At 54.0% G+C, this 25,546-nt stretch carries 23 protein-coding genes and 1 pseudogene; 15 read left to right on the forward strand and 9 right to left on the reverse strand.

The genetic code is table 11. The features are described from left to right. Nucleotides 1-4 precede the first annotated feature (4 nt). From IAI51_RS15670 to acs, 5 genes are all read right to left on the reverse strand, one after another. Entirely contained in the window at nt 5-1,117 is a 1,113-nt protein-coding gene (locus tag IAI51_RS15670; protein ID WP_187679285.1) for a M14 family metallopeptidase, read from the reverse strand. Nucleotide 1,118: 1 nt separating this feature from the next. Next, entirely contained in the window at nt 1,119-1,817 is a 699-nt protein-coding gene (locus tag IAI51_RS15675) for an ABC transporter permease (RefSeq protein ID WP_187679286.1), read from the reverse strand. Continuing rightward, entirely contained in the window at nt 1,814-2,503 is a 690-nt protein-coding gene (locus IAI51_RS15680; protein WP_007912702.1) for an ABC transporter permease, read from the reverse strand. Before IAI51_RS15680 ends, IAI51_RS15675 begins: the two co-directional genes overlap by 4 nt. A 91-nt stretch (nt 2,504-2,594) precedes the next feature. Further along, nucleotides 2,595-3,368: an ABC transporter substrate-binding protein gene (locus IAI51_RS15685; RefSeq protein ID WP_187679287.1), complete on the reverse strand. Its 774-nt coding sequence runs from the start codon at nt 3,366-3,368 to the stop codon at nt 2,595-2,597. 733 nt (nt 3,369-4,101) lie between these two features. Next, nucleotides 4,102-6,057: an acetate--CoA ligase gene (gene acs / locus IAI51_RS15690; protein WP_187679288.1), complete on the reverse strand. Its 1,956-nt coding sequence runs from the start codon at nt 6,055-6,057 to the stop codon at nt 4,102-4,104. 417 nt (nt 6,058-6,474) lie between these two features. On the opposite strand from acs, the gene IAI51_RS15695 reads away from it, so the two are divergent. The 9 genes from IAI51_RS15695 to IAI51_RS15735 all read left to right on the forward strand — a co-directional run bounded on the left by IAI51_RS15695 (nt 6,475) and on the right by IAI51_RS15735 (nt 17,161). After that, entirely contained in the window at nt 6,475-6,735 is a 261-nt protein-coding gene (locus IAI51_RS15695) for a DUF2790 domain-containing protein (RefSeq protein ID WP_187679289.1), read from the forward strand. A 553-nt stretch (nt 6,736-7,288) separates the two neighbouring features. Further along, nucleotides 7,289-8,539, forward strand: coding sequence for a ribonucleotide-diphosphate reductase subunit beta (locus IAI51_RS15700; RefSeq protein WP_187679290.1), 1,251 nt, complete (start codon nt 7,289-7,291; stop codon nt 8,537-8,539). Between the two features lie 256 nt (nt 8,540-8,795). Beyond that, a complete protein-coding gene (locus tag IAI51_RS15705) occupies nt 8,796-9,776 on the forward strand; it encodes a DNA cytosine methyltransferase (protein WP_187679291.1) in 981 nt (326 codons plus the stop codon). A 55-nt stretch (nt 9,777-9,831) separates the two neighbouring features. Further along, a complete protein-coding gene (locus tag IAI51_RS15710; RefSeq protein WP_187679292.1) occupies nt 9,832-11,949 on the forward strand; it encodes an ATP-binding protein in 2,118 nt (705 codons plus the stop codon). Next, nucleotides 11,949-13,235 carry a hypothetical protein gene (locus IAI51_RS15715; protein WP_187679293.1) on the forward strand — a complete coding sequence of 429 codons (1,287 nt, stop codon included), beginning with the start codon at nt 11,949-11,951 and terminating at the stop codon, nt 13,233-13,235. Before IAI51_RS15710 ends, IAI51_RS15715 begins: the two co-directional genes overlap by 1 nt. 159 nt (nt 13,236-13,394) lie before the next feature. Next, nucleotides 13,395-14,582 carry a restriction endonuclease gene (locus IAI51_RS15720; RefSeq protein ID WP_187679294.1) on the forward strand — a complete coding sequence of 396 codons (1,188 nt, stop codon included), beginning with the start codon at nt 13,395-13,397 and terminating at the stop codon, nt 14,580-14,582. After that, a complete protein-coding gene (locus tag IAI51_RS15725; protein ID WP_187679295.1) occupies nt 14,583-15,002 on the forward strand; it encodes a very short patch repair endonuclease in 420 nt (139 codons plus the stop codon). A gap of 389 nt (nt 15,003-15,391) precedes the next feature. Further along, the gene (locus tag IAI51_RS15730) at nt 15,392-15,901 is read left to right on the forward strand and encodes a Bro-N domain-containing protein (protein WP_187679296.1); all 510 of its coding nucleotides are present in this window, start codon (nt 15,392-15,394) and stop codon (nt 15,899-15,901) included. 273 nt (nt 15,902-16,174) lie between these two features. Further along, nucleotides 16,175-17,161 (forward strand): hypothetical protein, encoded by a 987-nt coding sequence (locus tag IAI51_RS15735; RefSeq protein ID WP_187679297.1) that lies wholly within the window; start codon nt 16,175-16,177, stop codon nt 17,159-17,161. Between the two features lie 3 nt (nt 17,162-17,164). On the opposite strand, the gene IAI51_RS15740 is transcribed toward IAI51_RS15735, so the two are convergent. From IAI51_RS15740 to IAI51_RS15750, 3 genes are all read right to left on the reverse strand, one after another. After that, entirely contained in the window at nt 17,165-18,355 is a 1,191-nt protein-coding gene (locus IAI51_RS15740; protein ID WP_187679298.1) for a hypothetical protein, read from the reverse strand. Between the two features lie 119 nt (nt 18,356-18,474). Continuing rightward, nucleotides 18,475-19,611, reverse strand: a complete 1,137-nt coding sequence (locus IAI51_RS15745; RefSeq protein WP_187679299.1) for a hypothetical protein — start codon at nt 19,609-19,611, stop codon at nt 18,475-18,477. Between the two features lie 89 nt (nt 19,612-19,700). Continuing rightward, nucleotides 19,701-20,516: a sulfite exporter TauE/SafE family protein gene (locus IAI51_RS15750; protein ID WP_187679300.1), complete on the reverse strand. Its 816-nt coding sequence runs from the start codon at nt 20,514-20,516 to the stop codon at nt 19,701-19,703. A gap of 112 nt (nt 20,517-20,628) precedes the next feature. On the opposite strand from IAI51_RS15750, the gene IAI51_RS15755 reads away from it, so the two are divergent. The 4 genes from IAI51_RS15755 to IAI51_RS15770 all read left to right on the forward strand — a co-directional run bounded on the left by IAI51_RS15755 (nt 20,629) and on the right by IAI51_RS15770 (nt 22,525). After that, entirely contained in the window at nt 20,629-21,396 is a 768-nt protein-coding gene (locus IAI51_RS15755) for an AraC family transcriptional regulator (protein WP_187679301.1), read from the forward strand. A 93-nt stretch (nt 21,397-21,489) separates the two neighbouring features. Next, on the forward strand, nt 21,490-21,807 hold the full coding sequence (locus IAI51_RS15760; RefSeq protein WP_187679302.1) for an XRE family transcriptional regulator: 318 nt from the start codon (nt 21,490-21,492) through the stop codon (nt 21,805-21,807). Between the two features lie 42 nt (nt 21,808-21,849). Further along, on the forward strand, nt 21,850-22,218 hold the full coding sequence (locus tag IAI51_RS15765; RefSeq protein WP_187679303.1) for a type II toxin-antitoxin system RelE/ParE family toxin: 369 nt from the start codon (nt 21,850-21,852) through the stop codon (nt 22,216-22,218). Beyond that, a complete protein-coding gene (locus IAI51_RS15770; protein WP_187679304.1) occupies nt 22,205-22,525 on the forward strand; it encodes a helix-turn-helix domain-containing protein in 321 nt (106 codons plus the stop codon). Before IAI51_RS15765 ends, IAI51_RS15770 begins: the two co-directional genes overlap by 14 nt. An 11-nt stretch (nt 22,526-22,536) precedes the next feature. On the opposite strand, the gene IAI51_RS15775 is transcribed toward IAI51_RS15770, so the two are convergent. Beyond that, nucleotides 22,537-23,592 carry an MBL fold metallo-hydrolase gene (locus IAI51_RS15775; RefSeq protein ID WP_187679305.1) on the reverse strand — a complete coding sequence of 352 codons (1,056 nt, stop codon included), beginning with the start codon at nt 23,590-23,592 and terminating at the stop codon, nt 22,537-22,539. A 215-nt stretch (nt 23,593-23,807) separates the two neighbouring features. On the opposite strand from IAI51_RS15775, the gene IAI51_RS15780 reads away from it, so the two are divergent. Both IAI51_RS15780 and IAI51_RS28270 read left to right on the forward strand, forming a co-directional pair. Next, the gene (locus tag IAI51_RS15780) at nt 23,808-24,416 is read left to right on the forward strand and encodes a TetR/AcrR family transcriptional regulator (protein ID WP_187679306.1); all 609 of its coding nucleotides are present in this window, start codon (nt 23,808-23,810) and stop codon (nt 24,414-24,416) included. Between the two features lie 410 nt (nt 24,417-24,826). Then, nucleotides 24,827-25,504, forward strand: a pseudogene (locus IAI51_RS28270) (PAS domain-containing protein); the annotation flags it as partial. Between the last annotated feature and the right edge of the window lie 42 nt (nt 25,505-25,546).

A 25,546-nucleotide genomic window follows, 5' to 3' on the forward strand; every position in this document is an offset into this window, starting at 1 on the left:
TCAGTCAGTCGTTGAGCAAGCGCCCGTGACGCAGCGCTTCGCGCCCCGCCACCTTGGCCAGCCAGAAACCGGGTTGGGCATAGCGCAGCCGTTCAATGGCAAACAGCACCCCGGACGTACCAGCACATACCGTGCTGACCCGATCGGACACAGGGTCGATCACTTCAAAAATCTCGTCACCGGCCTCGACCCACTCGCCGGGTTTTCGCAGAAAACTCACCACGCCAGGATGCGGCGCGAGCAGCAATTCGGTGCCTTCGAACGGCATGCCTTCGCACGGCTCGTTGGCAGGATTGGGCCACTCGCCGGTAATCAAACCTTGCTCGGCGAGGAACGCCAGAATGCCTTCAGCATACGCCTCGGCCTCGGCACGGCCAGTGTCAGCCTGACCGCCCAGCTCGATGGTCGTCGCCAGGCACGCCAGCGGAATCTGCGCATCAGGGAATTGCCGCGACAGACGCAGCCACGGCAGTGAGCACGCTTCATCAAAAGAGCTGCCGCCGGAATCTTCGGCCAGCAAACCGACCTTCACATTCAGGTGCGCGGCCAGCGAACGCCACTGCGGCCAGTGCTGCGGCAGCGCATACAGGTGCAGCGCGGCTTCGGCGTCGCAGTGCAAGTCGAGCACCACGTCGGCGGTGCAGGCATGACTGAGCAAAACGCGCTGCATGCCTTGCAACTGGCTGCTCGCTGGCGGCAATGCGGCCAAGTGATCAGCCATCGCCTGACGGATCAGACGAATGTTGGCGTGCGGATCATCACCGAGGCTGTCGGCCAACGCTGCCGCTACCGGCGCGCTCAGCTCAACGAAATCACGGTTGAAATTCTTGCCGCTGCCCGCCTCGAAACGGCCCTGGAAATTGCCTTGCAGCAATTGCCCAAGACCCAACGGATTGGCCACCGGCACCAGCTCGATCACACCGTTGAGCAGGCCTTTGGCTTCGAGTTCGCCGAGGCGCTTTTTCAGCTCCCAGGCCGTACGCATGCCCGGCAATTCGTCAGCGTGCAGGCTGGCCTGAATGTAGGCCTTGCGCTCACCGCTACCGAAACGGAAGACCGAAATCTTGCGCTCGCTGCCTAAGTGGCTCCACGGCAAAACGTGGTCGATGCGTTCCATATCAGTGCTTCCGCGGAGCGAGGTAGCTCAACCAGCGACGCTCGGCCAGCTTGAACAGCTTGACCAGAATGAAGGTCAGGCACAGATAGAACACGCCAGCGGTGATGTACGCCTCGAACGGCAGGTAGTACTGCGCGTTGACGGTACGGGCCGCGCCGGTGATGTCGATCAAGGTCACGATGGACGCCAGACTGGTGGTCTGCAGCATCATGATCACTTCGTTGCTGTACTGCGGCAGCGCCCGGCGCAGGGCCGACGGCAGCAAGATGCGCTTGTACAGTTTGAAGCGCGACATGCCCATGGCCTTGGCCGCTTCGATCTCACCGTTCGGCGTAGCCTTGAGGCTGCCGGCGATGATTTCCGCGGTGTAGGCGCTGGTGTTGACCGCGAAGGCCAGGCACGCACAGAACGTGGCGCTGGACAGCCATGGCCAGAGGAAGCTCTCACGTACCGCTTCGAACTGCGCCAGACCGTAGTAGATCAAAAACAGCTGAACCAGCATCGGCGTGCCGCGAATCACGTAGGTGTACAACCACGCGGCGCCGTTGACGATCGGGTTCTTCGAAACGCGCATCAGGCCCAGCGGCAGTGCCGCCAGCAGACCAAAAAACAGCGACAGCGCGAGCAATTTGAGGGTAGTCACCAGGCCGCCGAGGTACAGCGGCAGAGCCTCCCAAATGACGTTGTAGTCGAAGATCATAGATCAGCCGCCCTTACGCCTACCGAGTAGCGCTTCTCAAGTTGACGCAGGATCAGCAACGAAACGCTGGTGATCACCAGGTACATCGCCGCCACTGCGAGGAAGAAGGTAAAAGGCTCGCGAGTGGCGTCTGCTGCCTGCTTGGCCTTGAACATCATGTCTTGCAGACCGACCACGGAAATCAGCGCAGTGGCCTTGGTCAGTACCAGCCAGTTGTTGGTGAAGCCGGGAATCGCCAGACGAATCATCTGCGGCACCATCACCCGGAAGAACACCTGAAAACTGCTCATGCCGTACGCCATGCCCGCTTCGGCCTGACCTTTCGGAATGGCCATGAACGCGCCCCGGAAGGTTTCCGACAGGTACGCACCGAAGATGAAACCCAGGGTGCCGATACCGGCGGCCAACGGGTTCAGGTCGATGTAGTCGTCATAGCCGAGCATCGGTGCAACGCGGTTGAGCAAGTCCTGACCGCCGTAGAAGATCAGCAGGATCAGCACCAGATCGGGAATCCCACGGATCACCGTGGAATACAGATCGCCCAGCCATGCCAGCCAGCGCACCGGCGACAGGCGCAGCGCGACACCGATCAGCCCCAGAACGATGGCCAGAGCCATGGACGACAAGGCGAGCTGAAGCGTCAGCCATGCGCCATCGAGGATGACAGCCCCGTAGCCTTTCAACATGATTCAGGTCCTCGAAAGTTGGGATGAAAAAATGGCGCAAACCGCAGAGATTCTGTTGCTTGCGCCATTTCGGACTTGTCGCAGAGACGTCTTACTTGCCGTAGATATCGAAGGCGAAGTACTTGTCCTGGATAGCTTTGTATTTGCCGTTTTCGCGGATGGCCGCGATGGCAGCGCTGATCTTGTCTTTCACAGCGTCGCCCTTGCGCACTGCGATGCCTACGCCGTCGCCGAAGTATTTGACGTCGGTGAACGCCGGGCCTGCGAAGGCAAAGCCTTTGCCAGCGTCGGTGTTGAGGAAACCGTCTTGCAGCAAGGTCGCGTCAGCCACGGTGCCGTCGAGGCGACCGGCGGCCACGTCGAGGTAGATTTCGTTCTGCGAACCGTATGGCTTGATCTCGGCACCCAGCGGGGCCAGGACTTCGCGGGCGAAACGCTCGTGGATCGAACCACGTTGCACGCCGATGTTCTTGCCCTTCAGCTCAGCCAGACCTTCGCTGACCTGAGTACCGGCCTTCATGACCAGACGAGCCGGGGTGTTGTAGTACTTGTTGGTGAAGTCCACGGACTTCTTGCGATCTTCAGTGATCGACATGGACGACAGGATCGCGTCGATCTTGCGCACTTTCAGTGCCGGGATCAGACCGTCGAACTCTTGCTCGACCCACACACACTTGACCTGCATCTGCTCGCACAGCGCGTTGCCGATGTCGTAATCGAAACCAACGATGCTGCCATCCGGCGCTTTCGATGCGAACGGAGGGTAAGCCGCTTCGATACCGATCTTCAGAGGTTTTTCATCAGCGAAGGAATTCAGCGACAGCACGGACAGTGCCAGGGCGCCAAGCAGCACAAGTTTCTTCATCTTGGGACTCCATCGGTAAAGGGCAAAAACGGCAGAGTGAGCAACAGCCCAATATGCGAATGGTGAATCGGAAATCGGTTGCTGCATCGGTGGGAAATTTCCTATTGAAACCGTCGGAGGTTTCAACGTAAGCAACGATGAGCGAGTGATCGGCATTCTAACGACAGGCCCGAAGCCGATATTTCTTCAATGCGACAACTAATTACAGATGCACAGAGAAAGCGACTTGAGCGCATTGACAGCCCTGCAAATTCATGCAGGAGCGAAAGATTGTTAACCGATCTATGCTGCAAATTGCGGGCCTATTATTCGCAAACCCTTCTAATCCGGCAAGCGCAGCGTTGTGTCTTATTTTTCACGAGGTGTTTAAAGGCGCTAAAACGGGGCGATGCGTTTCCCTTTGCCCCGGTTTGGCGCGGGCGGTTACACATTCGGTTACGGCAATGACGACGGGTAACATCGGGAAATGTCTTACGCAGGAAATCGATAATTATTGGTTGGGTGGGTTTTGCTTCCCACAGTGGACTACATCGGTGTCTGACAGATTGCTATCGCTGGCAAGCCAGCTCCCACAGGGATCTCGGTTGAAACCGAAATCCCAAACACACCTCAAAACCTGTGGGAGCTGGCTTGCCAGCGATGAGGCCCACAAAGCCACCCCAAAACCTCCAGACACAAAAAAGCCCCGCCCGGCAATCACCGGACGAGGCTTTCTATGCATCACACCGAATGCTTAAGCAACATTCATCGTCTTGTGCGTATCAATCAAATGCTGCACCACACCCGGATCCGCCAGGGTCGAAATATCCCCCAACCCATCATATTCAGCGGTCGCGATCTTGCGCAGAATGCGGCGCATGATCTTGCCCGAACGGGTCTTCGGCAGCCCCGGCGCCCACTGGATCACGTCCGGCGAAGCAATCGGCCCGATCTCTTTACGCACCCAGTTTTTCAACTCAAGACGCAACTGCTCGCTCGGCTCCTCGCCATTCTTCAAGGTGACATAGACATAAATGCCCTGTCCCTTGATGTCATGCGGCACACCGACGACCGCTGCTTCGGCGACTTTCGGGTGAGCAACCATCGCGCTTTCGATCTCGGCCGTGCCCATGCGGTGGCCAGACACGTTAAGCACGTCATCCACACGCCCGGTGATCCAGTAGTAGCCATCGGCATCACGACGCGCACCGTCACCGGTGAAATACATGCCACGGAACGTCTTGAAGTAGGTGTCGACGAAACGGTCATGGTCGCCATACAGCGTGCGCGCCTGACCCGGCCACGAATCGAGAATCACCAGATTGCCTTCAGCCTCGCCCTCAATAATGTTACCGAGGTTGTCGACCAGCGCCGGCACCACACCGAAGAACGGCCGTGCAGCCGAACCCGGCTTCAGCGCATGGGCACCCGGCAACGGGCTCATCATGTTGCCGCCGGTCTCGGTCTGCCACCAGGTATCAACGATCGGGCAGCGGGACTTGCCGACATTCTTGTAGTACCAGTCCCAGGCTTCCGGGTTGATCGGCTCACCGACCGAACCGAGCAGACGCAAGCTGCTGCCATCAGCGCCTTCAACAGCCGCTTGCCCCGACGCCATCATTGCGCGGATCGCAGTCGGCGCGGTGTAGAGGATGTTGACCTTGTGCTTGTCGACGATCTTCGCCACCCGGGTGATGTCCGGATAGTTCGGCACGCCTTCGAACAGCAACGTGGTCGCGCCGTTGGCCAGCGGGCCGTAGACGATGTAACTGTGGCCGGTGACCCAGCCGACGTCGGCGGTGCACCAGTAGACTTCGCCCGGGCGGTAATCGAAAACGCGCTCGTGAGTCATCGCTGCATACAGCAGATACCCGCCGGTGGTGTGTTGCACACCCTTCGGCTTGCCGGTGGAGCCGGAGGTATAAAGGATGAACAACGCTTCTTCAGCGCCCATCTCTTTCGGCGCACACACGGTGCCCGCCACTTTCATCAGGTCTTCGTACCAGATGTCGCGATGCTGGTTCCACTTGATGTCGCCACCGGTGCGCTTGCACACGATGACTTTCTGGATGCTGCTGGTTTCCGGGTTGGTCAGCGCGTCGTCGACGTTGGCCTTGAGCGGAATCTTCTTGCCAGCACGAATGCCTTCGTCAGCGGTAATCACCACTTTCGATTTGCAGTCGATGATGCGACCGGCCAGGGCTTCCGGCGAGAAACCACCGAACACCACCGAGTGAATCGCGCCGATCCGGGTGCAGGCCAGCATGGCGACCACGGCTTCGGGAATCATCGGCATATAGATAGTCACCACGTCACCGCGGTGTACGTCCTGACCACGCAGGGCGTTGGCGAGTTTGCACACTTGCTCGTGCAGTTCGCGATAGGTGATGTTACGGCTCTCGGCAGGATCGTCACCTTCCCAGATGATCGCGACTTGATCGCCGCGCTCGGCCAGATGACGGTCGAGGCAGTTGTAGGAAACGTTCAAGGTGCCGTCGGCGAACCACTTGATGTCGACATGGTGATCATCGAAAGAAGTCTGCTTCACCGTGGTGAAAGGCTTGATCCAGTCAAGACGCTTGGCTTGCTCGCGCCAGAAGCCGTCAGGGTTGACGACCGACTGCTGGTACATGGCTTTGTAGGTCGCCTCATCAGTCAGCGTATTAGCCAGAACCTCGGGACGAACGGGATACAGAGAAGCCGCACTCATCTTTCCTACCTCGGTGTAATAGTTGTTTTTGTATGACCCCGTTGTAGCCGGAGCGGCCCCATAGAACCATTCGACGATGGTAGTAACAAGCCCCTACAAGTCGTGGCGTTACCGGACCAAAACCCTCAACCCCACGCCCCACGGCCCTTGTAGGAGCTGCCGAAGGCTGCGATCTTTTGATCTTCCGGCGATTGTTACCAAATCTGCCAAAGGTGTTTATCAAAACCCGCTCTGTTTACCCCCACCCCACCTCCCTAAAATTCACCTCGCCGATAAGGCAAAGCGATTAACAACGTTACAGCCCCCACGAAGGCCGTTAATCCCGCTCTCCAAGTAATGAAACAAAGCACTGAAGTTCCACACGCAACCCCAAAAAGGTTGCGTGCCCCCACTCGACCTCAAAAAGGTAAATTTGAAATGAAAGCTTTATTGGTTCTGGCCCTCAGCAGTCTGTGCGCAACCGCCATGGCAAACGAGGGCTCGACTGATGTCGCACAGCAACAACCGGCTATTGAGGAGTACACCTACTCCACCCACCTGGACATCGCCAAAGTTGTCTCCATGAGCGAAGTGCCCAATGTCTGCGAAGTGGTTCCGATGAAAATGGAATACGACGACTCCACAGGCCAGCGTCACATCCTGCGTTACAGCGTCATGGGCAACGGTTGCACCAATTGATGAGCTCAGACTGCACCGAATTGGATCTCTCAGCGCATCAATGAGGGTCGATTCCAGCCCGACTTCGGTCGGGCTCAGTTGTGTCTGGAGCCGTCAAAAATGCTTGCAAAACACTAGATGTAGTGAAAAACGCGATTTTTTGTTTATTTTTTGAGCAAATCCACAAATACGAAATTTCTTCGAAAAAAAATCTTTCCCCGGCAAAGCCCTGTAAACCAACGCTCTCACTGAAAAACCACCCTCCCCGACCGCTCCATGCGCGGATTCGCCTCAGCACGGCCCGTTTTTTTTCCCTATAATGCCGCCCTAATCGGGACAGCAATATTCCCTTACAGGGATGAACAGCCAATCTGAAGCCCCGCAGCAGCGTTCAACGCGAGCTGCGCCCGTCAGAGGCTCTCGGAACCCCGTACGAAATTCTGTTTTATTGCCTGCCTTAGCTGCTGCAAAAAACGATTCCTTAAGATCCAACGCGGTCTGTACGACCGTGTGAAAAACCAACCAATCAGGTTTCACACGGGGCGACAGGCCCTCACGCAGGAGACGACACGTCATGCTGAGCTGGGACGAATTCGACAAAGAAGACAGTGAAGTAGCAGCAGTGAAAGGCGCCAACGCCGGCCACGCTACTGAAGCCAACATGGACCGCCTCGACAACGCTGGCGGCGCCGCAGCGCTGGAAGCCCGCGCCGTCACCGCCGCTGACTCGGCCGCCGTGGCCCGCGCCAAGGCTGCACTGAACTCCCTCGACGTCGCCGAAGGCCTCGCCGAACTCGAAGGCGCCTCCGCCCGTGTCGCCGTTGACGAAAAGCGCATGATCAACTGCCGCGCCGACCTCAACCAACTCGTGCCATTCAAGTACGACTGGGCCTGGCAGAAGTATCTGGACGGTTGCGCAAACCACTGGATGCCGCAAGAAGTCAACATGACCGCCGACATCGCCCTCTGGAAAGACCCGGAAGGCCTGACCGACGACGAGCGCCGCATCGTGATGCGCAACCTCGGCTTCTTCTCCACCGCCGACTCCCTGGTTGCCAACAACCTCGTCCTGGCCGTTTACCGCCTGATCACCAACCCGGAATGCCGCCAGTACATCCTGCGCCAGGCGTTCGAAGAGGCGATCCACACCCACGCCTACCAGTACTGCATCGAATCGCTGGCCATGGATGAAGGCGAGATCTTCAACATGTACCACGAGATCCCATCGGTCGCGAAAAAAGCCACCTGGGGCCTGAAATACACCCGCTCGATCTCCGATCCGAAGTTCGAAACCGGCACCGTCGAAACCGACAAAGAGTTGCTGCGCAACCTGATCGCCTACTACTGCGTTCTGGAAGGCATCTTCTTCTACTGCGGCTTCACCCAAATCCTCTCCATGGGCCGCCGCAACAAAATGACCGGCGTCGCCGAGCAGTTCCAATACATCCTGCGCGACGAATCCATGCACCTGAACTTCGGCATCGACGTGATCAACCAGATCAAAATCGAAAACCCACACTTGTGGGATGCCGAAATGAAGGAAGAAGCGACCCAGATGATCCTGCAGGGTACGCAACTGGAGATCGAATACGCCCGCGACACCATGCCTCGCGGCGTGTTAGGCATGAACGCGGCGATGATGGAGGACTACCTGAAGTTCATCGCTAACCGTCGTTTGTCGCAGATCGGTTTGAAAGAAGAGTACCCAGGGACGACTAACCCGTTCCCTTGGATGAGCGAGATTATGGACTTGAAGAAAGAGAAGAATTTCTTTGAGACGAGAGTTATTGAGTATCAGACTGGTGGGGCGTTGAGCTGGGATTGATAGCCACTCGCCTTTGATATTGGGGCTCAATCGAGCCGGATTACGAAAGCCCTGACTTGCTCAGGGCTTTTTTTATCCTAAAATGCCGGATATCGAAAAATGCATAGACATCCGATGTCTTTTGAGAAAAGTTTTTAGGTATATTTCAGATCTAAACCTACAGTTTCTATAATCCGCTTTTTAAAGCTTCACCTTGACCAAGGCTGGACACCCAATTGAGCCGCTCAAGGAAATCTACACACCCAAGGAAAACGCAATGGAAGAAATCCGAGCTTTTGACATGTTTTGCGGCGCCGGGGGAAGTAGCCTAGGAGCACGCGAAGCCGGGGTTAAAATCGTTGGAGGCGTTGATCTTTGGAAGCCTGCTGCTGAATCTTTCCAACTTAATTTTCCATGCGCAACCGTGTTTAATGAAGATCTTCGTCCCCTTGCTCCAGAGGACGTGTTGAAAAAAACCGGACCTATTGACTTACTAATTTCCTCACCTGAATGCACTCATCACACCTGCGCTAGAGGAAGTAAGCCGAGATCTGATGAAAGTAAAGATACCGCATTCGACGTAGTGCGTTTTGCAGCTGCCATGAAACCAAGATGGATAACGCTTGAAAACGTAGTTCATATGAAACCATGGCCAAGATACCGAGAACTACGAGAGGAAATCGAAGCTCTAGGCTACAAGGTTCGAGAACAAGTAATTGACGCTTCGCTGTATGGAGTGCCTCAACGACGAAAACGTCTTTTTATGATCGCAGACCTAAATGGAATGCCAAGCGAAATCAAACCGATAGTTTCAGCTCAAAAAACAGTACTCGATATTTTAGATAAAACTGATCGTTACAAAATGACCCCACTTCGTATTCAAAGGCGGGCGAAGGACACTCTCGCTAGAGCAGATAGAGCGATCGCAGCTTTAGGGCCAAATGAGCCTTTTCTCATTGTTTATTACGGCACTGATGGCAGTGGTGGTTGGCAGTCGCTAAATGCTCCTCTGCGAACAGTAACAACCGTAGATCGTTTTGCTTATGTCCAACCGACAGACCAAGGACATATGATGAGAATGTTGCAACCCGAAGAACTGCGCCAAGCAATGGGTTTTCCCGACTCATACCAGTTTCCTGACGTTACACGCAGAGAAAGAGTTAAATTAATGGGGAATGCAGTGTGCTCTCCAGTAATGAAAGCCATAGTAGAGTCATTAATTCGCGACTCTATAAATCTTAAAATTAAAGCCGCCTAAAAATGACTAGCAAACAAACTATCTAGCGCATCAACTTTATTAGAAGAGGATCTAAGTGAGCACTTCAGACCTGGAATTTAATCAGCCGTTCCGCCCTCGCGCTAGAGTCCTTCAGCTTTTGGGGGATGAGCTAATAGGCAGCCCGCGCCTTGCTGTATTTGAGCTAGTAAAAAATGCATATGATGCTGATGCGAACGAATCGATTGTAACCCTCGATCTAAAAGATGAGGAAAACCCAAAGATTACGGTCTCTGACGACGGTATTGGAATGTCTCCACAAATAATCAAAGATATTTGGTTAGTCCCTGGAAACAACCATCGACAAGAACAGCGAAAACTAGAAATACGTACTGAGAAGCACAAACGGCTTCCTCTTGGAGAAAAAGGTTTGGGGCGTTTCGCCGTTCACAAACTAGGAAATCATATAACACTTATCACAAGGGCCGCCGGGGAACTTGAGTGCGTAGTTGAAATAAACTGGAATGAAATAATCCAAAAACCATTCCTCGATGAAGCCCCAATCCGCGTAAAACTTAGACATCCTATCGTATTTACTGGAAATACCACTGGAACCAAGATAGAGATAACGGATCTTAGATCAAAAAAATGGACACGTGGAGACGTTCGCCGTCTACACAAACAAATAACGTCAATTTGCTCCCCATTTGAAACTCCAGAGGGTTTCAGAGCTGAACTCTTAGTTCCCGGACACTCCGACTGGACTAAAGACTTGCTTGACCCGGAGGCAATTCTTAGAAGAGCACCATGGAAATTTACGTTCAAAATAAAGCCTAACGGCTCATTCACTTGGAATTATAAATTCCAACCTTCTCCTGGAATAAATATCGAAGGAAGAAACAACGATGGACTCGACGTTCCTTTATTAATCCCGCCACTCAAGGGAACAACAAAAAAAAATGAAATCACAGACGCCGACACATTAAGTGGGATAGGTGAGATAAGCGGAGAGTTTTATATATACGACAGAGATCGTGAAATTTTAAAACTCATGGCTGACACTCAAACCCTTACCGAATACCTGGATGAAAATGGTGGCATAAGGATATATCGAGATGGCGTACGAGTGTACAACTATGGCGAGCCAGGAGAAGACTGGCTAGGACTTGACCTAAGACGCGTAAACAAGCCAACAAAAGGAATAAGCAATAACCTTATTATAGGCGCTATACATCTATCTCTTAAAGACTCTACTGGATTAGTTGAAAAAACCAACCGCGAAGGCTTCATGGAAAGCTCCGCCTTAACTAACCTTCAACGAGTTGTTTTGGGCTTACTTGCATCAGTTGAAACAGAACGTAAAATCGACAAAGATCGCATTCGAAAAATAATGGATAAAAGCAAAGACCCGATCGCTGCAAACGTCGAAAGACCTATTGAAGAACTACGCTCAGCATTAAAAAAATACGGTGTCATTGACAAGTTTGAACCTTACATAAAAAAGCTAGAAGATGATTACCATACAATGCAAGAAACACTGCTTTCAGCAGGCATGTCTGGTCTAAATTTAGCAGTGGTTTTTCATGAAGTAGAACGTGGCGTAAGAATGCTACACAAAGCCATTGAGAGTGGTGCAGACTTGCAAAGCGCTGCAGATCAAGCCCGAGACCTAACCAAACTGCTCGATGGTTTCTCTAATCTATTAAAACGTGACGATCAAAAACCTCATAGCGCTCGAACTCTTATCACACGAGCCAGGGATCTTACAAAGCCTAGATTCCGATTTCACGAAACCACATTAAACTGTCCATTCCTGGAAAAAGAAGAAGATGGCTTTAAATCCATTTTCGCTTTCGGCTTAGTCCTAAACGCCGTAGTCAATCTAATCGACAACTCTATCTACTGGCTACAAGTTAGATGGCCAGAGTCAAAAGCCGCAGAACGAAAAATATATCTTGGTATATCTAACGAATTCGAACTTGGGCCCGCATTAATAATTGCAGATAATGGACCAGGCTTTCAAGATGACCCAGACAATCTAGTCCGCCCTTTTTTCACCAGAAAGCCTATTGGCATGGGGCTTGGCTTATACTATGCAAATTTGGCCATGGAGCTTAACGGTGGGATTTTAGCATTTCCCGAAAAAGGAGAAGTTGATTTGCCAAAAGAGTTCGACGGCGCTGTTATCGCATTAATTTTCAAGGATGCTAAATAATGCTCCCTTCACCGAGAATTGTAGCCATTGACGATGACGAGAGCGAACTCTACGCCTTAGTGAATGCGCTCAATGAAAAAGGCCACTCTTGCCTAGCCATTCAGTATTCCTCCACCGGCCATAATCACAACATAAAAGATGCACGTGTAATTTTTTTTGACCTACATCTAAACGGAAACTCTGCTGCTCCATTAAGCATTCACTTCAGTATAATCCTATCCATACTTGAGTCCCTCGCCCCTCAAGGCCCGTATGTAATAATTCTTTGGACCAAGTATGGACAGAGTGAAGGAACTAGTGCAGACACTGAGCTCCAAGAGTACTTATCAGCCCGCCTTGAAAAGCACCTAGCGCGTCCTTACAAGGTACTAGCTTTAGACAAAGCCGGGCATCTTCTGAATGGAAAAGTAAAAAATCCGGACGCACTTATCTCAGAAGTCGAGACATTGCTTTGCTCACACCCTCAAATAAGAGCTCTTTTAAGCTGGGAAAGTAACGTCCAGTCCGCTGCGGCTCAAACATTGGGACACCTTCTAAGACTTACTTCACCTGATGGATTAGGCACTGCTTCCGTCATGGCGGTGCTGGCGGATGCTGCAGTGGGAAAGGCAAACATAGACATAGACCGGTACCACGCATTAAATCAAGCACTAATCCCAATTCTCTCAGACTACATCTCAAACCCATCGATCCCTGAAGTAGAGCGATCTGTTTGGGAGCAAGCCTATTCTGCGTCAAACTATGCGAGTATCTTAACTCCTGGTCAGAAAGCAGACTTCAATAAATTTATAAACCTTTCTACAAGGACACATGGAATTTCCTTGGCCGACAGGGGCGCAATATCAAGCCTCAACACTATATTAACCGTAAAAGATTTTATAAACACATTTGGTATGAGCCAAGAGCAAGCTGCAATTGAGCTTTTTTCGCTGTTAAAGCCTGAACACCTTTCAGAAGCACGCTGGATAATTTGTCAAGCTCATGCGGCGTGTGATCATGCTCAGAACAAATCGGTTCCAATGAGCTACTTTGTCGGCTTGGAAATCGAAGACCGCTATCTAAAACCAAGAAAAAATAGACCGGAATTTCTTTGGGTTTCACCAGCATTTAGAATCAATGGAAAGATTCGCTCACTAGTATTTAATGCTGGTGCCAATATCCCACTGCCGACCATACGCACTAAAGAAGTAAATGCACTCTATCGCCTCAATGAGTCAATACTCAACGACTTATTGTTCAAGCTTAGAACCCATTTAGCGCGACCCGGAATCATTGGAGTTTATTAATCGTAACAAGAGAGAGCGGCGGACGAGCGCCGCTCCTACTCTTATTTCATCCCCCAACAATATCTATAATTTTGCCAGCAGCACCAATCAAGTTTCTCCTATGGAATTTTTTTAGATTTCCAGGCACCATTCTCCAAATGATGGCAACTGGACATTATCGTGACAAAAAACGCAGTTTTCTCAGTTGAAGAGCTGGCCAAGGCAGACTTAGTTATTGACGCTCGATACTCCGGCAGTAGGAACGGAAATGCCAGTGATGACCCGCTTAATAAGATGCTAAAACTAAGCAATCAGGGCGGATTTAGGATAAGAGGTAAAAGAGGATCTCCTAATGTGATTGCTTTGCTATCAAGCATGGAGGATCTTGACTGGCCCGATGAACTCGACCTATCAACTGGGGTGTTCACCTGCTACGGTGATAACAAGAAGCCCGGGCGTAAACTGGACGAAACCCATCGCTATGGCAACAATCTTTTGGAGCTTATTTTCGAGCGGCAACACTCTGGCGACAGGGCAGATATCCCACCCATTTTCGTTTTCACCAAAGCAGGAATCTATCGAGATGTAATTTTCAGGGGGCTTGCCGTTCCGGGTCGAATCGGAAGCACTCACAACGATGATTTGGTAGCTGTGTGGCATGCCAGCAAAGGTCAGCGCTTTCAGAACTACAGGGCGACTTTCACAATTCTTGACTTGCCAGAGATTTCACGGGATTGGCTGACGGACATCATCAATGGCATGCGAGCAAGCGATAGCGAACACGCACCACTTGAGTGGATGAAATGGGTTCGCTCCGGGCAATACACTCCTCTGATTGCCAAGCGATCTCAGCCTATCCGCTCAAAAAAGGAACAGCTGCCATCTTCGAAAGAAGACATGAAAATGCTTTCGATCCTACACAAGCACTTCGAGTCAGATCCGTATGCATTTGAGGCATGCGCAGCACATCTCGTGAGGGTTTGTTTGCCTGATACGGTTGAACTCGATCTGACGAGGCGGTATCGCGATGGTGGTCGAGACGGTACGGGAAAACTCAGAATTGGAAGGCCAGAAACGTCAGTTCTAGTAGATTTTGCAATCGAAGCTAAATGCTACGGGATTGCTAACTCGGTAGGCGTTCGTGAAGTATCCAGGTTGATTTCTCGCCTACGGCACCGACAATTTGGCGTGATCATCACCACCTCCTGGCTTCATGACCAAGCCTACAAGGAGATAGTAGAAGACGGCCATCCCGTGATGATCCTTGCAGGAAGAGACATTGTTGAGCTTCTTCGCGAAACTGGACTTCAGGACAGCAATGCAGTGATGTCATGGTTGAACATGAGCTTCCCTTTGACTGAGGTGTGAATGAGTGCAGACATAGTCACCCCCGAGCATCGCTCCAGGATCATGTCCAAAATCCGGGGAAAGAACACAAAGCCAGAAATGGTCGTGCGCTCACTATGTCACCAGATGGGGCTCCGATTCCGCCTGCACAGAAGAGACCTGCCGGGAACACCTGATCTGGTGTTCCCGAAATATCGCCTATGTATGTTCGTTCACGGCTGTTTTTGGCACCGACATCCCGAGTGTAAATATGCATATATGCCAAAAAGTAGGGTCGATTTTTGGCAAACCAAATTTACGAAAAATGTTGAAAGGGATCTCAATGCTCAACAGGCTCTGATCAGTCTGGGATGGCAGGTGGTAACGATCTGGGAGTGCCACACAAAAAACAGAGATCTCCTACGCGTTGAAATCCAAAAGGCATTCAACGTTGAAGCCTAAGGACTACATACCTCTTCACCTCAAAATAGTTGGCGTTTTTGAAGGCTTGACCATGCAGCGCTGAGCCCCTAGGCTCACAACTCGGCGCCTAAGAAACGCCTTAAACCAGAGCGGTTCTCCGCACCCGACAGTCATGCGGCTTTTTTTCGTCTGCGGTTTCTCTACGTCTGCGAAAAATCCCGTTATGTCGGGAGTGGGCGAATACAAGACCCGAAAGGGGAATATGTCCGGCCCGTCTCTGGTGGGTTTCTTAGCTCCCGACACCCTAACGAATGCCCTAAGAAAGCAGCCAGAGGTAAATGGAATGCCTGACTATCCAACCTTCATGATGAAGGTGAATCGCTGTACCCGAAGAACGCCCCCGTCGCTTCCGACTCCGGAGGCCTGCCATGTCTGAACCACTTTTCCCGACTCGTTTCACCCGCAATAAAACCCACCTGCACGCTCTTCTGGTTGAGAACCAGGCGTGGTTCTGCGTCCATGAGCTGGGCCGGCTGATGGGCAAACATCTTGATGAGCGCCAGCTGCGCAAACTCGACGCTGATCAGCGCCAGATGATGTGCGTGGAGACCTATGGCGAAGCTGAGGAACATATGATGGTGAGTGAGTCCGGTGTGTATGCGCTGTTGATCTATCACTACTGTCCTGAGTATCGGCAGCTTCGTGAGTGGCTGACGCATCAGGTTGTGCCTGCGCTGCGTGATGCGCGTGCGACGCGCTCGGCGGAGCGTCCGACATTGAGTGTTTTGAGTTGGCCGCAGATGTCGCTGAGCACGCTGCACTGGCAGGATGAGCCGTGGATTCGGTTGCGGGATATGCCTTGTTTGTTGGCGGATGATCCGTTCAATCGTAAGGAGACTTGGTGGCGTAAGGCTTCGCGATTGCTGCGTGGTTACTGATGGTTTCAAGATCCGCTGTTTGAGTTTCAAGCAGCGGATTTTTTGTGGCTCAAAATGCTTGGGGCAGCTTCGCTGCCCATCGGGGATAAATCCCCTCACCACAATTGAGATGTGTTGCTGCCGGGTGGGTGTATGGATTCGAGATTGTTGATCCCACCAATCGCCAGCAGGCTGGCTCCCACAGGTTTTGCATCATCCTGAAAACAATCAGTGCAACCCGCGCCGCCTCCCGCTATTAATACCCCTCCCCCACTCAAGGATCCGAGCCCCACCATGAAATTCGATCTCGCCTATTGCCTCGGCCTCGACGACAAGTTGTCGATCTATGACGTTCGCGATCTCAATTTCGATGAGACGGTGGCGTTCGATTCCGCCAAGGAACAGTTTCAGTGCCCCAACGATGCCTGTCGTTCGGCGTTCGATACGTCGAACGAGTTGGGCACGTTCAACGCCAAGAATGTGAATTACGTGCGCACGCCGCACTTCAAGAATCTGCCGGGTACGCGGCATGTGGCGGGGTGTCCGTATGTGAGTTTGAAGGCGTCGGCGTCTGGCGTTGAGACGGCGGATGGCGAGGGGGACGACGGGCGGGAGGAGCATTTTCCGTCGGAGTTGTTGCTGACGCGGCGTGAGTATGTGCGTAAGCCTGCCGCGCCTGCGGTGGCGGCGGATGTGTTGCGCGATGATCCGGTGCGGGCGGCGGCGGTGAGTGGTAAAGAGTCAGTGAGTCGTGAGACGGCGCCGGACAAGACCAGTGTGTTTGCGCATCCGGTGGAGTGTTTTGTGTCGAACTTCGCCGACAAGGAGTTGCTCAAGCGTATGCCGTTGAAGATCGGCGAGCATACGGCGCCGTACAGTTCGTTCTTCAAGCCGATCAAGTTCTTGATGGACAACAAGGGGCTGATTTACTGGGGCCGGATCAAGAAGATCGAGGACTTCCACGGCGCCAGTTTTCGTATCGACTTCGAGGACAGGGTCTGGTGGAAGAAGCCTGAAGACAGCAAGAAGAAGCCGTATCCGGTGAGCGTCTATCTGAACAAAAAACTGATCGACAACTACCGCAAGCGCAAGGCGTTTCTGGAAGAGATCAAGCAGGCGGTCGACAGTGATAAAGAGTTGTTCTGTTTCTTTTATGGCGTGACGCCGGAGTTGAAACAGGTGCCGGGCAAGAAGAACCCCGAAAAGCCTTTCGAGGTCTTCAATGCCGAAATCGAGAACCTGGATCACTTCATTATTCGTGAAGCGCCGGGTTTGGCGTGACGGTCAGCCTTGGGGCAGTTGCAGTTTGACGGCGCCGGGGTGTTGTTTGATTAGCGAGTACGGCAAGACCGACCAGTCTGGTCTGTCGCAAGAGCGTTGCACGCGAGCGAAGTAGGCGCCCAGGTACAAGCCCTTCTCGGTGAAGAACCACGGCGAAGAACCCCAGATGCTTTCATCCGTGAAGTCGCAGTCGTCTTCTTGCGTCGGTTTCTTCATTTCTGTGGGGTACAGGGCGGTGAGTTGCTTGATCAGCCACGGCACCAACTCTTTGCTTTCATACTGATAACGCGCGTCACTTTCGGCCTCGCTCAGAGGCTTGTCACCCAGGCTGTCGCGCTCGGCATGCAGAAGTGGCTTGCCCTCACCGACCCAAAGCACATCTTCGAGCAACAATGGGTGGCCGGTTTTAACGTCGATGTTGAGCGGGGAATCACCGAAGTCCGGATGCGCGCCGCCGCAGTAATAGCTGGTCGAGATGTTCAGGCTGACCACGGCTGGAGAGATCATTTTCGGTTCTGCCTGTTGCATGAACTCGACGTTTTCTCCGCCCTGAAGTTGGCAGCCGTGATAGCTGATGACTTCAAGCCAGAGTCTGCCCAGTAGTTGCTGGTTAACCCGCTGTTGATCATCTTTCGGCAGGCCGGATTCCACGCTGAACAGAGAGATCTTCGTTTCAGGCTCGGTCCACCATTGCAGGGTGTAACCCATGAAGTTTTCTTTCTTGGTGGGTTTGAGCTTCAGCCCTTGCAGGCGCAAGTATTCATACGCCTCGCCATTGGGTAGTGAGGCAATGACGGGCACGGCATTGGCAGGCAGCGCCGGAAGTTTGGCCTCGGTCAGGTTCACCTGCAGTTTTTTACCCTTCGGACTTTGCCACTCGCCCTGCCAGCCGTTGCCGGTTTCTTGCAGTTTCAAGGTCGGCAGCGGTTTGTCGTCGCCGTAGCGATTGTTGCCTTCGGTCAGTGTCAGCGTGTTGCCTTGCAACGCACCGCTGAGGGGCAGGTCGCGATGGTATTTTTCGTAGAAGTAACGGCCGGTCACTTCGCCCGGCTGTTCGGTGTTCAACTCCACCACGATTGGGGTTTTGCCCAAAGTACCGGTGAAAACCTGCCGGCCATCTTCGGCGTGGGCGGTGGAAATCAGTGTGAACAGCGCAGCGGCGTAAGGCGCCAGGCGCAACAGTCCCTTGAGCATGGATCAATCCTTGAAAGAGGGGTTGGCAGCGCCGAGGTCTCGCGACTGGCGCTGGAAAAATACGATGCGGATTATGGCGGGGATGCTTGCAGGAATCGAGGTTCTGTTTGCTCAGCGAGTCAGGGCAGTTGCAGCGCAACGCCGCCGGGATGCTGCCTGACCTGCTTATAGGGCAGGATGCCCCAATCGACATATCCGCACACTGCCGCGCCATGCGGATACGTGGGCGTCAGCTTGATGCCTCTATCGGTGAAGTACCAGGAGGGAAATTGCCAAGGACTCTCCTCATCGTAGCCGCAGTCGTTTTCGCCTTCTGGCGTGAGGGTCATTTCTTTCGGGTACAGTTTCAACAGCTGTGCAACCAGCCACGGGGCAAACACTTTGGTGCGGTAGTGGTAGTAAGACCCGGACGAATCCTCGGGCTCATATTGTTGGTGCACTGGCTTGCCCTGCCCTACCCATAGAACATCCTCAAGGGTCAGCAACTTCCCTGTTTGGGCATCAAAGTTGAGCGATTCAATATCTTCATTTGGGTGCGCAGCGCCCTCGCAGTAAAATTCGTTGGAAATGCGCGCACTCATCAATGTCGGCGTCATCCAAAGCGGCTGACTGGATTGCGAATAACCACCCGAGCAGCTGTAGTAACCCGACACATATCCCCACAAACGCGCCATCAAATGCTGATTGATAAGCTCCCGCGCTTGAGGGGAATATCCCGATATCACTTCAAACAGCGAAGCCTGCGATTGCTCCTCGCTCCACCATTGCAGCGTGTAGCCCATGAAGGTTTCGGTTTTGCCCTTTTTCAGTTGCAGACCCTGTAATCGCAAATACTCGTACGGGTTCTTGTCATGAAGCTCGAACAGATACGGCAAGGCACCGGCGGGGACGTCTGGAAGCGTGGCGCGCTGTAATTCCACCTTCAGGGTTTTACCGGCCGGGTTGCTCCACTCGCCGCTCCAACCATTGAGTTTGGGCTGCAAGCGTAAGGTCGGACGCGAATCGCCATCCATGGCCGCGCCTTCAATCATCACCAGTATGTCGCCCTCTTTGCTGACATCCAGCGCCAGGTCTGTGCGGTACTTTTTGTAGAAGTAACGACCCTCGCTGTAGCGAGAGTCCAGTTCCAGAACAATCGCAGCTTTGCCGAGAGTGCCGGTGTACACCTGCTTGCTTTCATCAGCCCATGTCCGGGTTGAGATCAATAAACTGGCGAGCATCAACATGCCGGAGAGACGCATCAGTGCGCGATACATCATTTCGTCCTTGAGTGAGCGGGCAGTTGCCCAGAGAAAACGTCGCGGATTATGTCGAGGTTGGGCTGGGGAATCGAGCGTCTTTGCCCTCAGCTCAAGCACATGCTGATCATCACCATCAGTAGCAGTCCGATGTACACCCGGGCATGCACCCGATCCGGTATCCGCCCAATCCACGGCGTGGCCAGTCGAATCCCCAGCAACGACCCAACCGTCAGCACCGCAAACGCCAGCAGATCCACATAGCCGACAAACCATGCGCCCAGATCTGTCTCGCTGAATCCTGCCAGCGCCATGTAGGTCAGCGTTCCCGCCAATGCAACCGGCACACTCAGCGGATTGGCCATGGACGTCGCTTGGGACATGCTCAGTCCACAGCGACGCAGGAGCGGCACGGTCATGACGCTTCCTCCTACGCCAAGAAACGTCGCGATGGCGCCGATGCCTACACCGCCGCCGGATGTTTCCGCCCTGCCCAGTCGGCGTGGGATGACAGTGGCCGATTGCGTGATAAATCCGCGCCGCAGCAGGCAGTCGATGATGGTTACCCCGAGGTAGGCGATGAAGGCGTAGCGGATGACTTCGCCACTGACCCACACCGCCGCGATTGCGCCGACGATTGCACCCAAACCGATGAAGCCGCCGAGCGGCCACAGATAATGACGAACGAGATTCCCGGCGCGGCGGTGTTTGTCGGTGGCGATCAGGGCGTTGACGATCATCACGCAGGTCGAGGTGGCGACGGCAATGTGCATGGCCGATTGGCTGATGGGGTCGTCGGCGCCGTGACTGGCGGTGAGCATGCGATAGAGCAATGGCACGACGACGAAGCCGCCGCCGAAACCGAAGAGCACGGCTGTTATGCCGGTGAGGCAGCCGAAAAGGGTCAGGAGGAGATAGAACATGATGCGTCGTCCGTTCGGGTGGAGCGGTCGACGATAGTGAGACTTGGCTTGGCCTGCTTCAGCAAGTCAGCCAATAATGTTTGCGTTTACGCCAACCACTCGGTGCCGCTCGATGCGCAATGTTTCGATCAATCTGCTGGATGACACGCCACGACCAGTGGTGGCGATCGGTACGGATTATTCCCACGGTCACCTGTTGCCGTTTCATACACATCGGCGCGCACAATTGCTATACGGCGCGACCGGGGTGATGCAGGTCAGCACCCATGACGGCAATTGGGTGGTGCCGCCGCAGCGGGCGGTGTGGATTCCGCCGGGGGTGGCGCATGAGGTGTTGATGCTGGGCGTAAGCACTCGCAGTGTGTACATCGAACCCGGGGCGGTGGATTTGGGTGAGCGCTGCCAAGTCATCAATGTCTCGCCGTTGATGCGGCACTTGCTGATGGAAGCGGTGGAGGTGCCATTGGACTATGACCTGAGCGGTCGCGACGGCGCGCTGGTCGATCTGTTGCTGCATGAAGTTGTGCGCAGTGCTCCGCTGCCGCTGCACATTCCGTTGCCGTCTGACGGAAAGCTCCTCGCGTTGTGTCAGAACTTTCTGCATCAGCCGAACGCCCACCAGTCGCCGCAGCACTGGGCTGACCAGTTACACATAAGCTTGCGTACATTCAACAGAATGTTTCGGCAGCAAACCGGATTGAGCTTCAGCCAGTGGCGCCAGCAGGCTTGCGTGGTGCTGGCACTGGCGCGGCTGGCGGCGGGTGAAGCAGTGACGCGAATTGCCCTGGATTTCGGTTACGAGAGCCCGGCAGCGTTCTCGACGATGTTCCGGCGCACCCTCGGTCAGGCACCGTCCGTCTGGTTGGAGGCGGCGAATTAGGGCAAATCAAAAAATGCGTTTGATCCCGGCCGAAAAAAACTGTACAAAAAAACAGTACATTTTCAATCAGCACTCTTGAGCCCGGAGCACACCATGGCCTCTCTTGCGATGAACCACATCCTCGAACGCATTGCCCTTTTCCAGTTCACCCCGACCCACTGCGTCCAGGCCCGAGCGATGCTGGGCTGGAGCGTGGAACAGCTGTCGCGGGAAGCTGAAGTTTCGGTAGCCGACATTCAACGGTTCGAGGCGCAGCAAGAGGTGGCGGATGCGGCGCGTCTGGCGCTGGCGTATCGGTTTGAGTCACGGGGGTTGGTGTTCTTTCCGGGGTTTGCGCCGGGGCGATCAGTGAGTGTTACGAACTCAGCATCGGAGTCTGTGGGGCATGGGGACTACGCCATGGCTGATTGAAAAGGCAAGTTGATCTTTATCCCTAAATAGGTATATTTTCGCATGAGTGCAAGGAAGCCGCTCTTTTGGGTCTGCAGTAGCAAGAAAGATCTCAAGCAGATGCCCACAGACGTACAGGATGTTTTTGGTTATGCACTGGACTTGGCTCAAAGTGGCTTGAAGCACCCAGATGCAAAACCCCTGAAAGGGTTTGGAGGCGCAGGTGTACTGGAGCTGATCGAAGACTTCGACACCAACACCTACCGTGCCATTTATACGGTTCGTTTCGGCAGTGCCATTTATGTATTGCACTGCTTTCAGAAGAAGTCGACTGCTGGAATCAAAACGGCTCAGTCCGACATTGATCTGATCCGAAACAGACTTCGAGCCGCTCAGGATCACGCGAAAGGATCACAACATGATAGAAATTGAAGAAGGTATCGGGAACGTCTACCAAGACCTCGAACTGCCCAATGCCAGTGAAATGCAGGTTAAGTCGCAGCTCGCGGCAAAGATCGGCGAGATCATCAAAGCTCGCCATCTTACTCAGATTCAGGCGTCTGAAATTCTTGGATTATCCCAGCCAAAACTTTCCGAAATGCTGCGCGGGAAATTTCGAGGGATCAGTGAAGCCAAAATGATGGAATGTCTTTCACATCTTGGGCGAGACGTGCAAATCGTAGTGAAATCGGCCCCCCGATCACGGAAAGAGGGCCGAATTGAAGTGGTGTTTGCTTAACCTAAAACTCGTTAAGCGTTCTGAACCACCCCCTCACTCTCCCCTTCAACCCCCAACCACCACGCATTCCCACGCTGCGGCTGAGCGATGTTGAACGCCTCACCCATCTGCGGCGTAGTGATCGAAACACTGCGCTCCCAGGCCAGCGCCAAGATCCGGTCAAACGGTTCATGCCAGGCATGCATCGCCAGATCGAAGGTGCCGTTGTGGATTGGAAACAGCCAGCGGCCCTTGAGGTCGAGGTGGGCTTGCAGGGTTTGTTCGGGCTGCATGTGCACGTGCGGCCATTCGACGTTGTAGGCGCCGGTTTCCATCAGGGTCAGGTCGAAGGGGCCGTACTGTTCGCCGATGCGTTTGAAACCGTCGAAGTAGCCGCTGTCGCCGCTGAAGAAGATGCGGGTGTCGCCGTCGATCATTACCCATGACGCCCACAGGGTGCTGTTGCTGTCGAACAGGCCACGACCGGAGAAGTGTTGCGACGGCGTGGCGATGAAGCGGATGCCGGCGATTTCCGTGCCTTCCCACCAGTCGAACTGACGAACCTTGCTGGCGTCGATGCCCCATTTGATGAGGGTGTCGCCGACGCCCAGCGGGGTCAGGAACAGATTGGTTTTCACCGCCAGCCGCAGCACGGCCTCGTAATCGAGGTGGTCGTAGTGGTTGTGGGACAGGATCACCGCTTCGATCGGCGGCAACTGGTCGAGGCTGATCGGCGGCTGGTGGAAACGTTTCGGGCCGGCCCATTGCACCGGCGAGGCACGTTCGGCGAACACCGGGTCGGTGATCCAGAACTTGTCCTGCATCTTCAGCAACAGGGTCGAGTGACCGAGGCGCCAGACGCTGTGGTCAGGCGCTGCCAGCAGGTCTTCGCGGGTCAGCGGTTGTACCGGGATCGCTGCGGCCGGCCGGGTGTTGCGCGGTTTGTGGAAGATCATGTTCCACATGATGCGCAGCATTTTGCGCACGCCTTCGCGTTGAACTGGCGCATGATTGCGGAACAGGCCTTGATCCTGTCGAGAGGCTTCAGGCGTGGAGGTGTTGTCCGTAACAGAAACTGGATTGGCCATGACTGAATGACTCCAGAAAACCGCGCAATTTACGGTTTTCCACGGTGGGACGATAAATGGCCAAGGCACGCACGCATTAGCCGAACTGTCTGTTTTTTAAGTTGCGAGGATTAACGCAACATTACACTCATCAGTGTAGTTTCTAGGTTGCATCAAACGAGATGACAAGTAAACTGCCAAGTGTAATTTCACCCTCTTCCTGCCGAAGCGTACTTATGACAGCTCCACAGCGCCTCACTGACCGTAAACGCGAAGCCATTATTCAAGCGGCGATTGCCGAATTCCGTGCCAACGGTTTCGAGATCACGAGCATGGACAAAATCGCGGCCACCGCCGGTGTGTCCAAGCGCACGGTGTACAACCATTTCCCTAGCAAAGAAGAGCTGTTCGCCGAAATTCTCAACCAGTTATGGGCGCGGATCAGCGCCGAGCAGTCGGTCGCGTACAGCCCTGATCAGCCGCTAGCTGATCAGTTGCGACAGATGTTGTTGGCCAAACTGCAACTGATGGCCGATGACAACTTCCTCAGCCTGGCGCGCGTGGCGATTGCCGCGACCATCCACTCACCGGAGCGTGCGCAGAACATGGTCGCGCGCATGAGCGAGCGGGAAGAAGGCCTGACCGTTTGGATTCGTGCCGCTCAGGCTGATGGCCGGATAAAAGCGGTGGACGCGGTTTTCGCCGCGCAACAGGTGCAGGGCCTGCTGAAGTCGTTCGGTTTCTGGCCGCAGATTTCCATGGGTCAGCCACCGCTCGACACCGCGACGCAAAACACCGTGGCCGACTCGGCACTGGAGATGTTTCTGGCGCGTTATCAGCTCTGAATCGCCACTCTCCTGCCCGCTCCTTCGATTGAATGCCTCGGCAGCGATTCCGTTGGAATAAATGACAATGTCCGACGCAAGATCCGTCCGAAAAAAATACGGCAAAGTATTTCAGGATGAATCTGGCGCTGGGCATATGAGCACTTTCGTACAATTTCGAAACAGCAGTTTCTTGTACAGAACCAATAAGTCTGTATAAGATTCAGCCGTCAGCCTGGATGCTGGCACTTTGCGGTCAATGCATACATCCATCGGCTTGGCCTGCCCCCGCGGAAACAGGGACACAACCCCAGTCTTTCCCTACTTCCAGGTACTGCGACATGTTCTTTAATCGCCACAAAGCCGCCCTCGATGACCTTCAACACACCCTCACTCAACAAAGTGGCCTGCTCGATGCCATCAACCGCTCCATGGCGGTGATTGAATTCGATCTCGACGGTGTGGTTTTAAGTGCGAACGACAACTTCCTCAAAACCATGGGTTACCGCGCCGAACAAGCGATCGGCCAGCCCCATCGGTTGTTCTGCACCCCTGAGTTTGGTCGCAGCGCTCGGTACAGCGAGTTGTGGTCGCGCCTGAAAAACGGGGAGTTTCAGTCAGGGACGTTTGAACGGGTCGACAGCAAAGGCCAGCCAGTCTGGCTCGAAGCCAGCTACAACCCGATCAAGGATGCCTCCGGACGGGTGGTGAAAGTGGTCAAGTACGCCATGGACGTGACGACCAAGGTGCAGCAGGAAAGCGAGGTCAACGCCAAGTTGGAAGCCATCGACCGGGCGATGGCGGTGATTGAATTCAACCTCGACGGCTGCGTAATCACCGCCAACCAGAATTTTCTGACGCGCATGGGTTACTCACTGGCCGAACTCAAAGGTAAACATCACCGTTTGTTCTGCACCGCAGAATTGGTCAACAGCAGCGCCTATCAGGATTTCTGGCGACGGCTGAATCAGGGTGAGTTCTTTCAAGGCCAGTTCGAACGCGTCGACAAGCGCGGGCAGACTGTTTGGCTGGAGGCCAATTACAACCCGGTTTACGACGCTTCCGGACGTCTGTGCAAAGTGGTGAAATTCGCCTCGGACGTCACCGCTCGGGTCGAACAACACGCGCAAGACGCGCGCAGTGCCAGCGCC

The sequence above is a fragment of the Pseudomonas sp. N40(2020) genome, from assembly GCF_014472415.1.
Classification (GTDB): domain Bacteria; phylum Pseudomonadota; class Gammaproteobacteria; order Pseudomonadales; family Pseudomonadaceae; genus Aquipseudomonas.

Coding starts and splice junctions, on each gene's coding strand:
- IAI51_RS15670 (WP_187679285.1), bottom strand. CDS start 1,117: ATGGAACGCATCGACCACGTTTTGCCGTGGAGCCACTTAGGCAGCGAG.
- IAI51_RS15675 (WP_187679286.1), bottom strand. CDS start 1,817: ATGATCTTCGACTACAACGTCATTTGGGAGGCTCTGCCGCTGTACCTC.
- IAI51_RS15680 (WP_007912702.1), bottom strand. CDS start 2,503: ATGTTGAAAGGCTACGGGGCTGTCATCCTCGATGGCGCATGGCTGACG.
- IAI51_RS15685 (WP_187679287.1), bottom strand. CDS start 3,368: ATGAAGAAACTTGTGCTGCTTGGCGCCCTGGCACTGTCCGTGCTGTCG.
- acs (WP_187679288.1), bottom strand. CDS start 6,057: ATGAGTGCGGCTTCTCTGTATCCCGTTCGTCCCGAGGTTCTGGCTAAT.
- IAI51_RS15695 (WP_187679289.1), top strand. CDS start 6,475: ATGAAAGCTTTATTGGTTCTGGCCCTCAGCAGTCTGTGCGCAACCGCC.
- IAI51_RS15700 (WP_187679290.1), top strand. CDS start 7,289: ATGCTGAGCTGGGACGAATTCGACAAAGAAGACAGTGAAGTAGCAGCA.
- IAI51_RS15705 (WP_187679291.1), top strand. CDS start 8,796: ATGGAAGAAATCCGAGCTTTTGACATGTTTTGCGGCGCCGGGGGAAGT.
- IAI51_RS15715 (WP_187679293.1), top strand. CDS start 11,949: ATGCTCCCTTCACCGAGAATTGTAGCCATTGACGATGACGAGAGCGAA.
- IAI51_RS15725 (WP_187679295.1), top strand. CDS start 14,583: ATGAGTGCAGACATAGTCACCCCCGAGCATCGCTCCAGGATCATGTCC.
- IAI51_RS15730 (WP_187679296.1), top strand. CDS start 15,392: ATGTCTGAACCACTTTTCCCGACTCGTTTCACCCGCAATAAAACCCAC.
- IAI51_RS15735 (WP_187679297.1), top strand. CDS start 16,175: ATGAAATTCGATCTCGCCTATTGCCTCGGCCTCGACGACAAGTTGTCG.
- IAI51_RS15740 (WP_187679298.1), bottom strand. CDS start 18,355: ATGCTCAAGGGACTGTTGCGCCTGGCGCCTTACGCCGCTGCGCTGTTC.
- IAI51_RS15745 (WP_187679299.1), bottom strand. CDS start 19,611: ATGTATCGCGCACTGATGCGTCTCTCCGGCATGTTGATGCTCGCCAGT.
- IAI51_RS15750 (WP_187679300.1), bottom strand. CDS start 20,516: ATGTTCTATCTCCTCCTGACCCTTTTCGGCTGCCTCACCGGCATAACA.
- IAI51_RS15755 (WP_187679301.1), top strand. CDS start 20,629: ATGCGCAATGTTTCGATCAATCTGCTGGATGACACGCCACGACCAGTG.
- IAI51_RS15760 (WP_187679302.1), top strand. CDS start 21,490: ATGGCCTCTCTTGCGATGAACCACATCCTCGAACGCATTGCCCTTTTC.
- IAI51_RS15765 (WP_187679303.1), top strand. CDS start 21,850: ATGAGTGCAAGGAAGCCGCTCTTTTGGGTCTGCAGTAGCAAGAAAGAT.
- IAI51_RS15770 (WP_187679304.1), top strand. CDS start 22,205: ATGATAGAAATTGAAGAAGGTATCGGGAACGTCTACCAAGACCTCGAA.
- IAI51_RS15775 (WP_187679305.1), bottom strand. CDS start 23,592: ATGGCCAATCCAGTTTCTGTTACGGACAACACCTCCACGCCTGAAGCC.
- IAI51_RS15780 (WP_187679306.1), top strand. CDS start 23,808: ATGACAGCTCCACAGCGCCTCACTGACCGTAAACGCGAAGCCATTATT.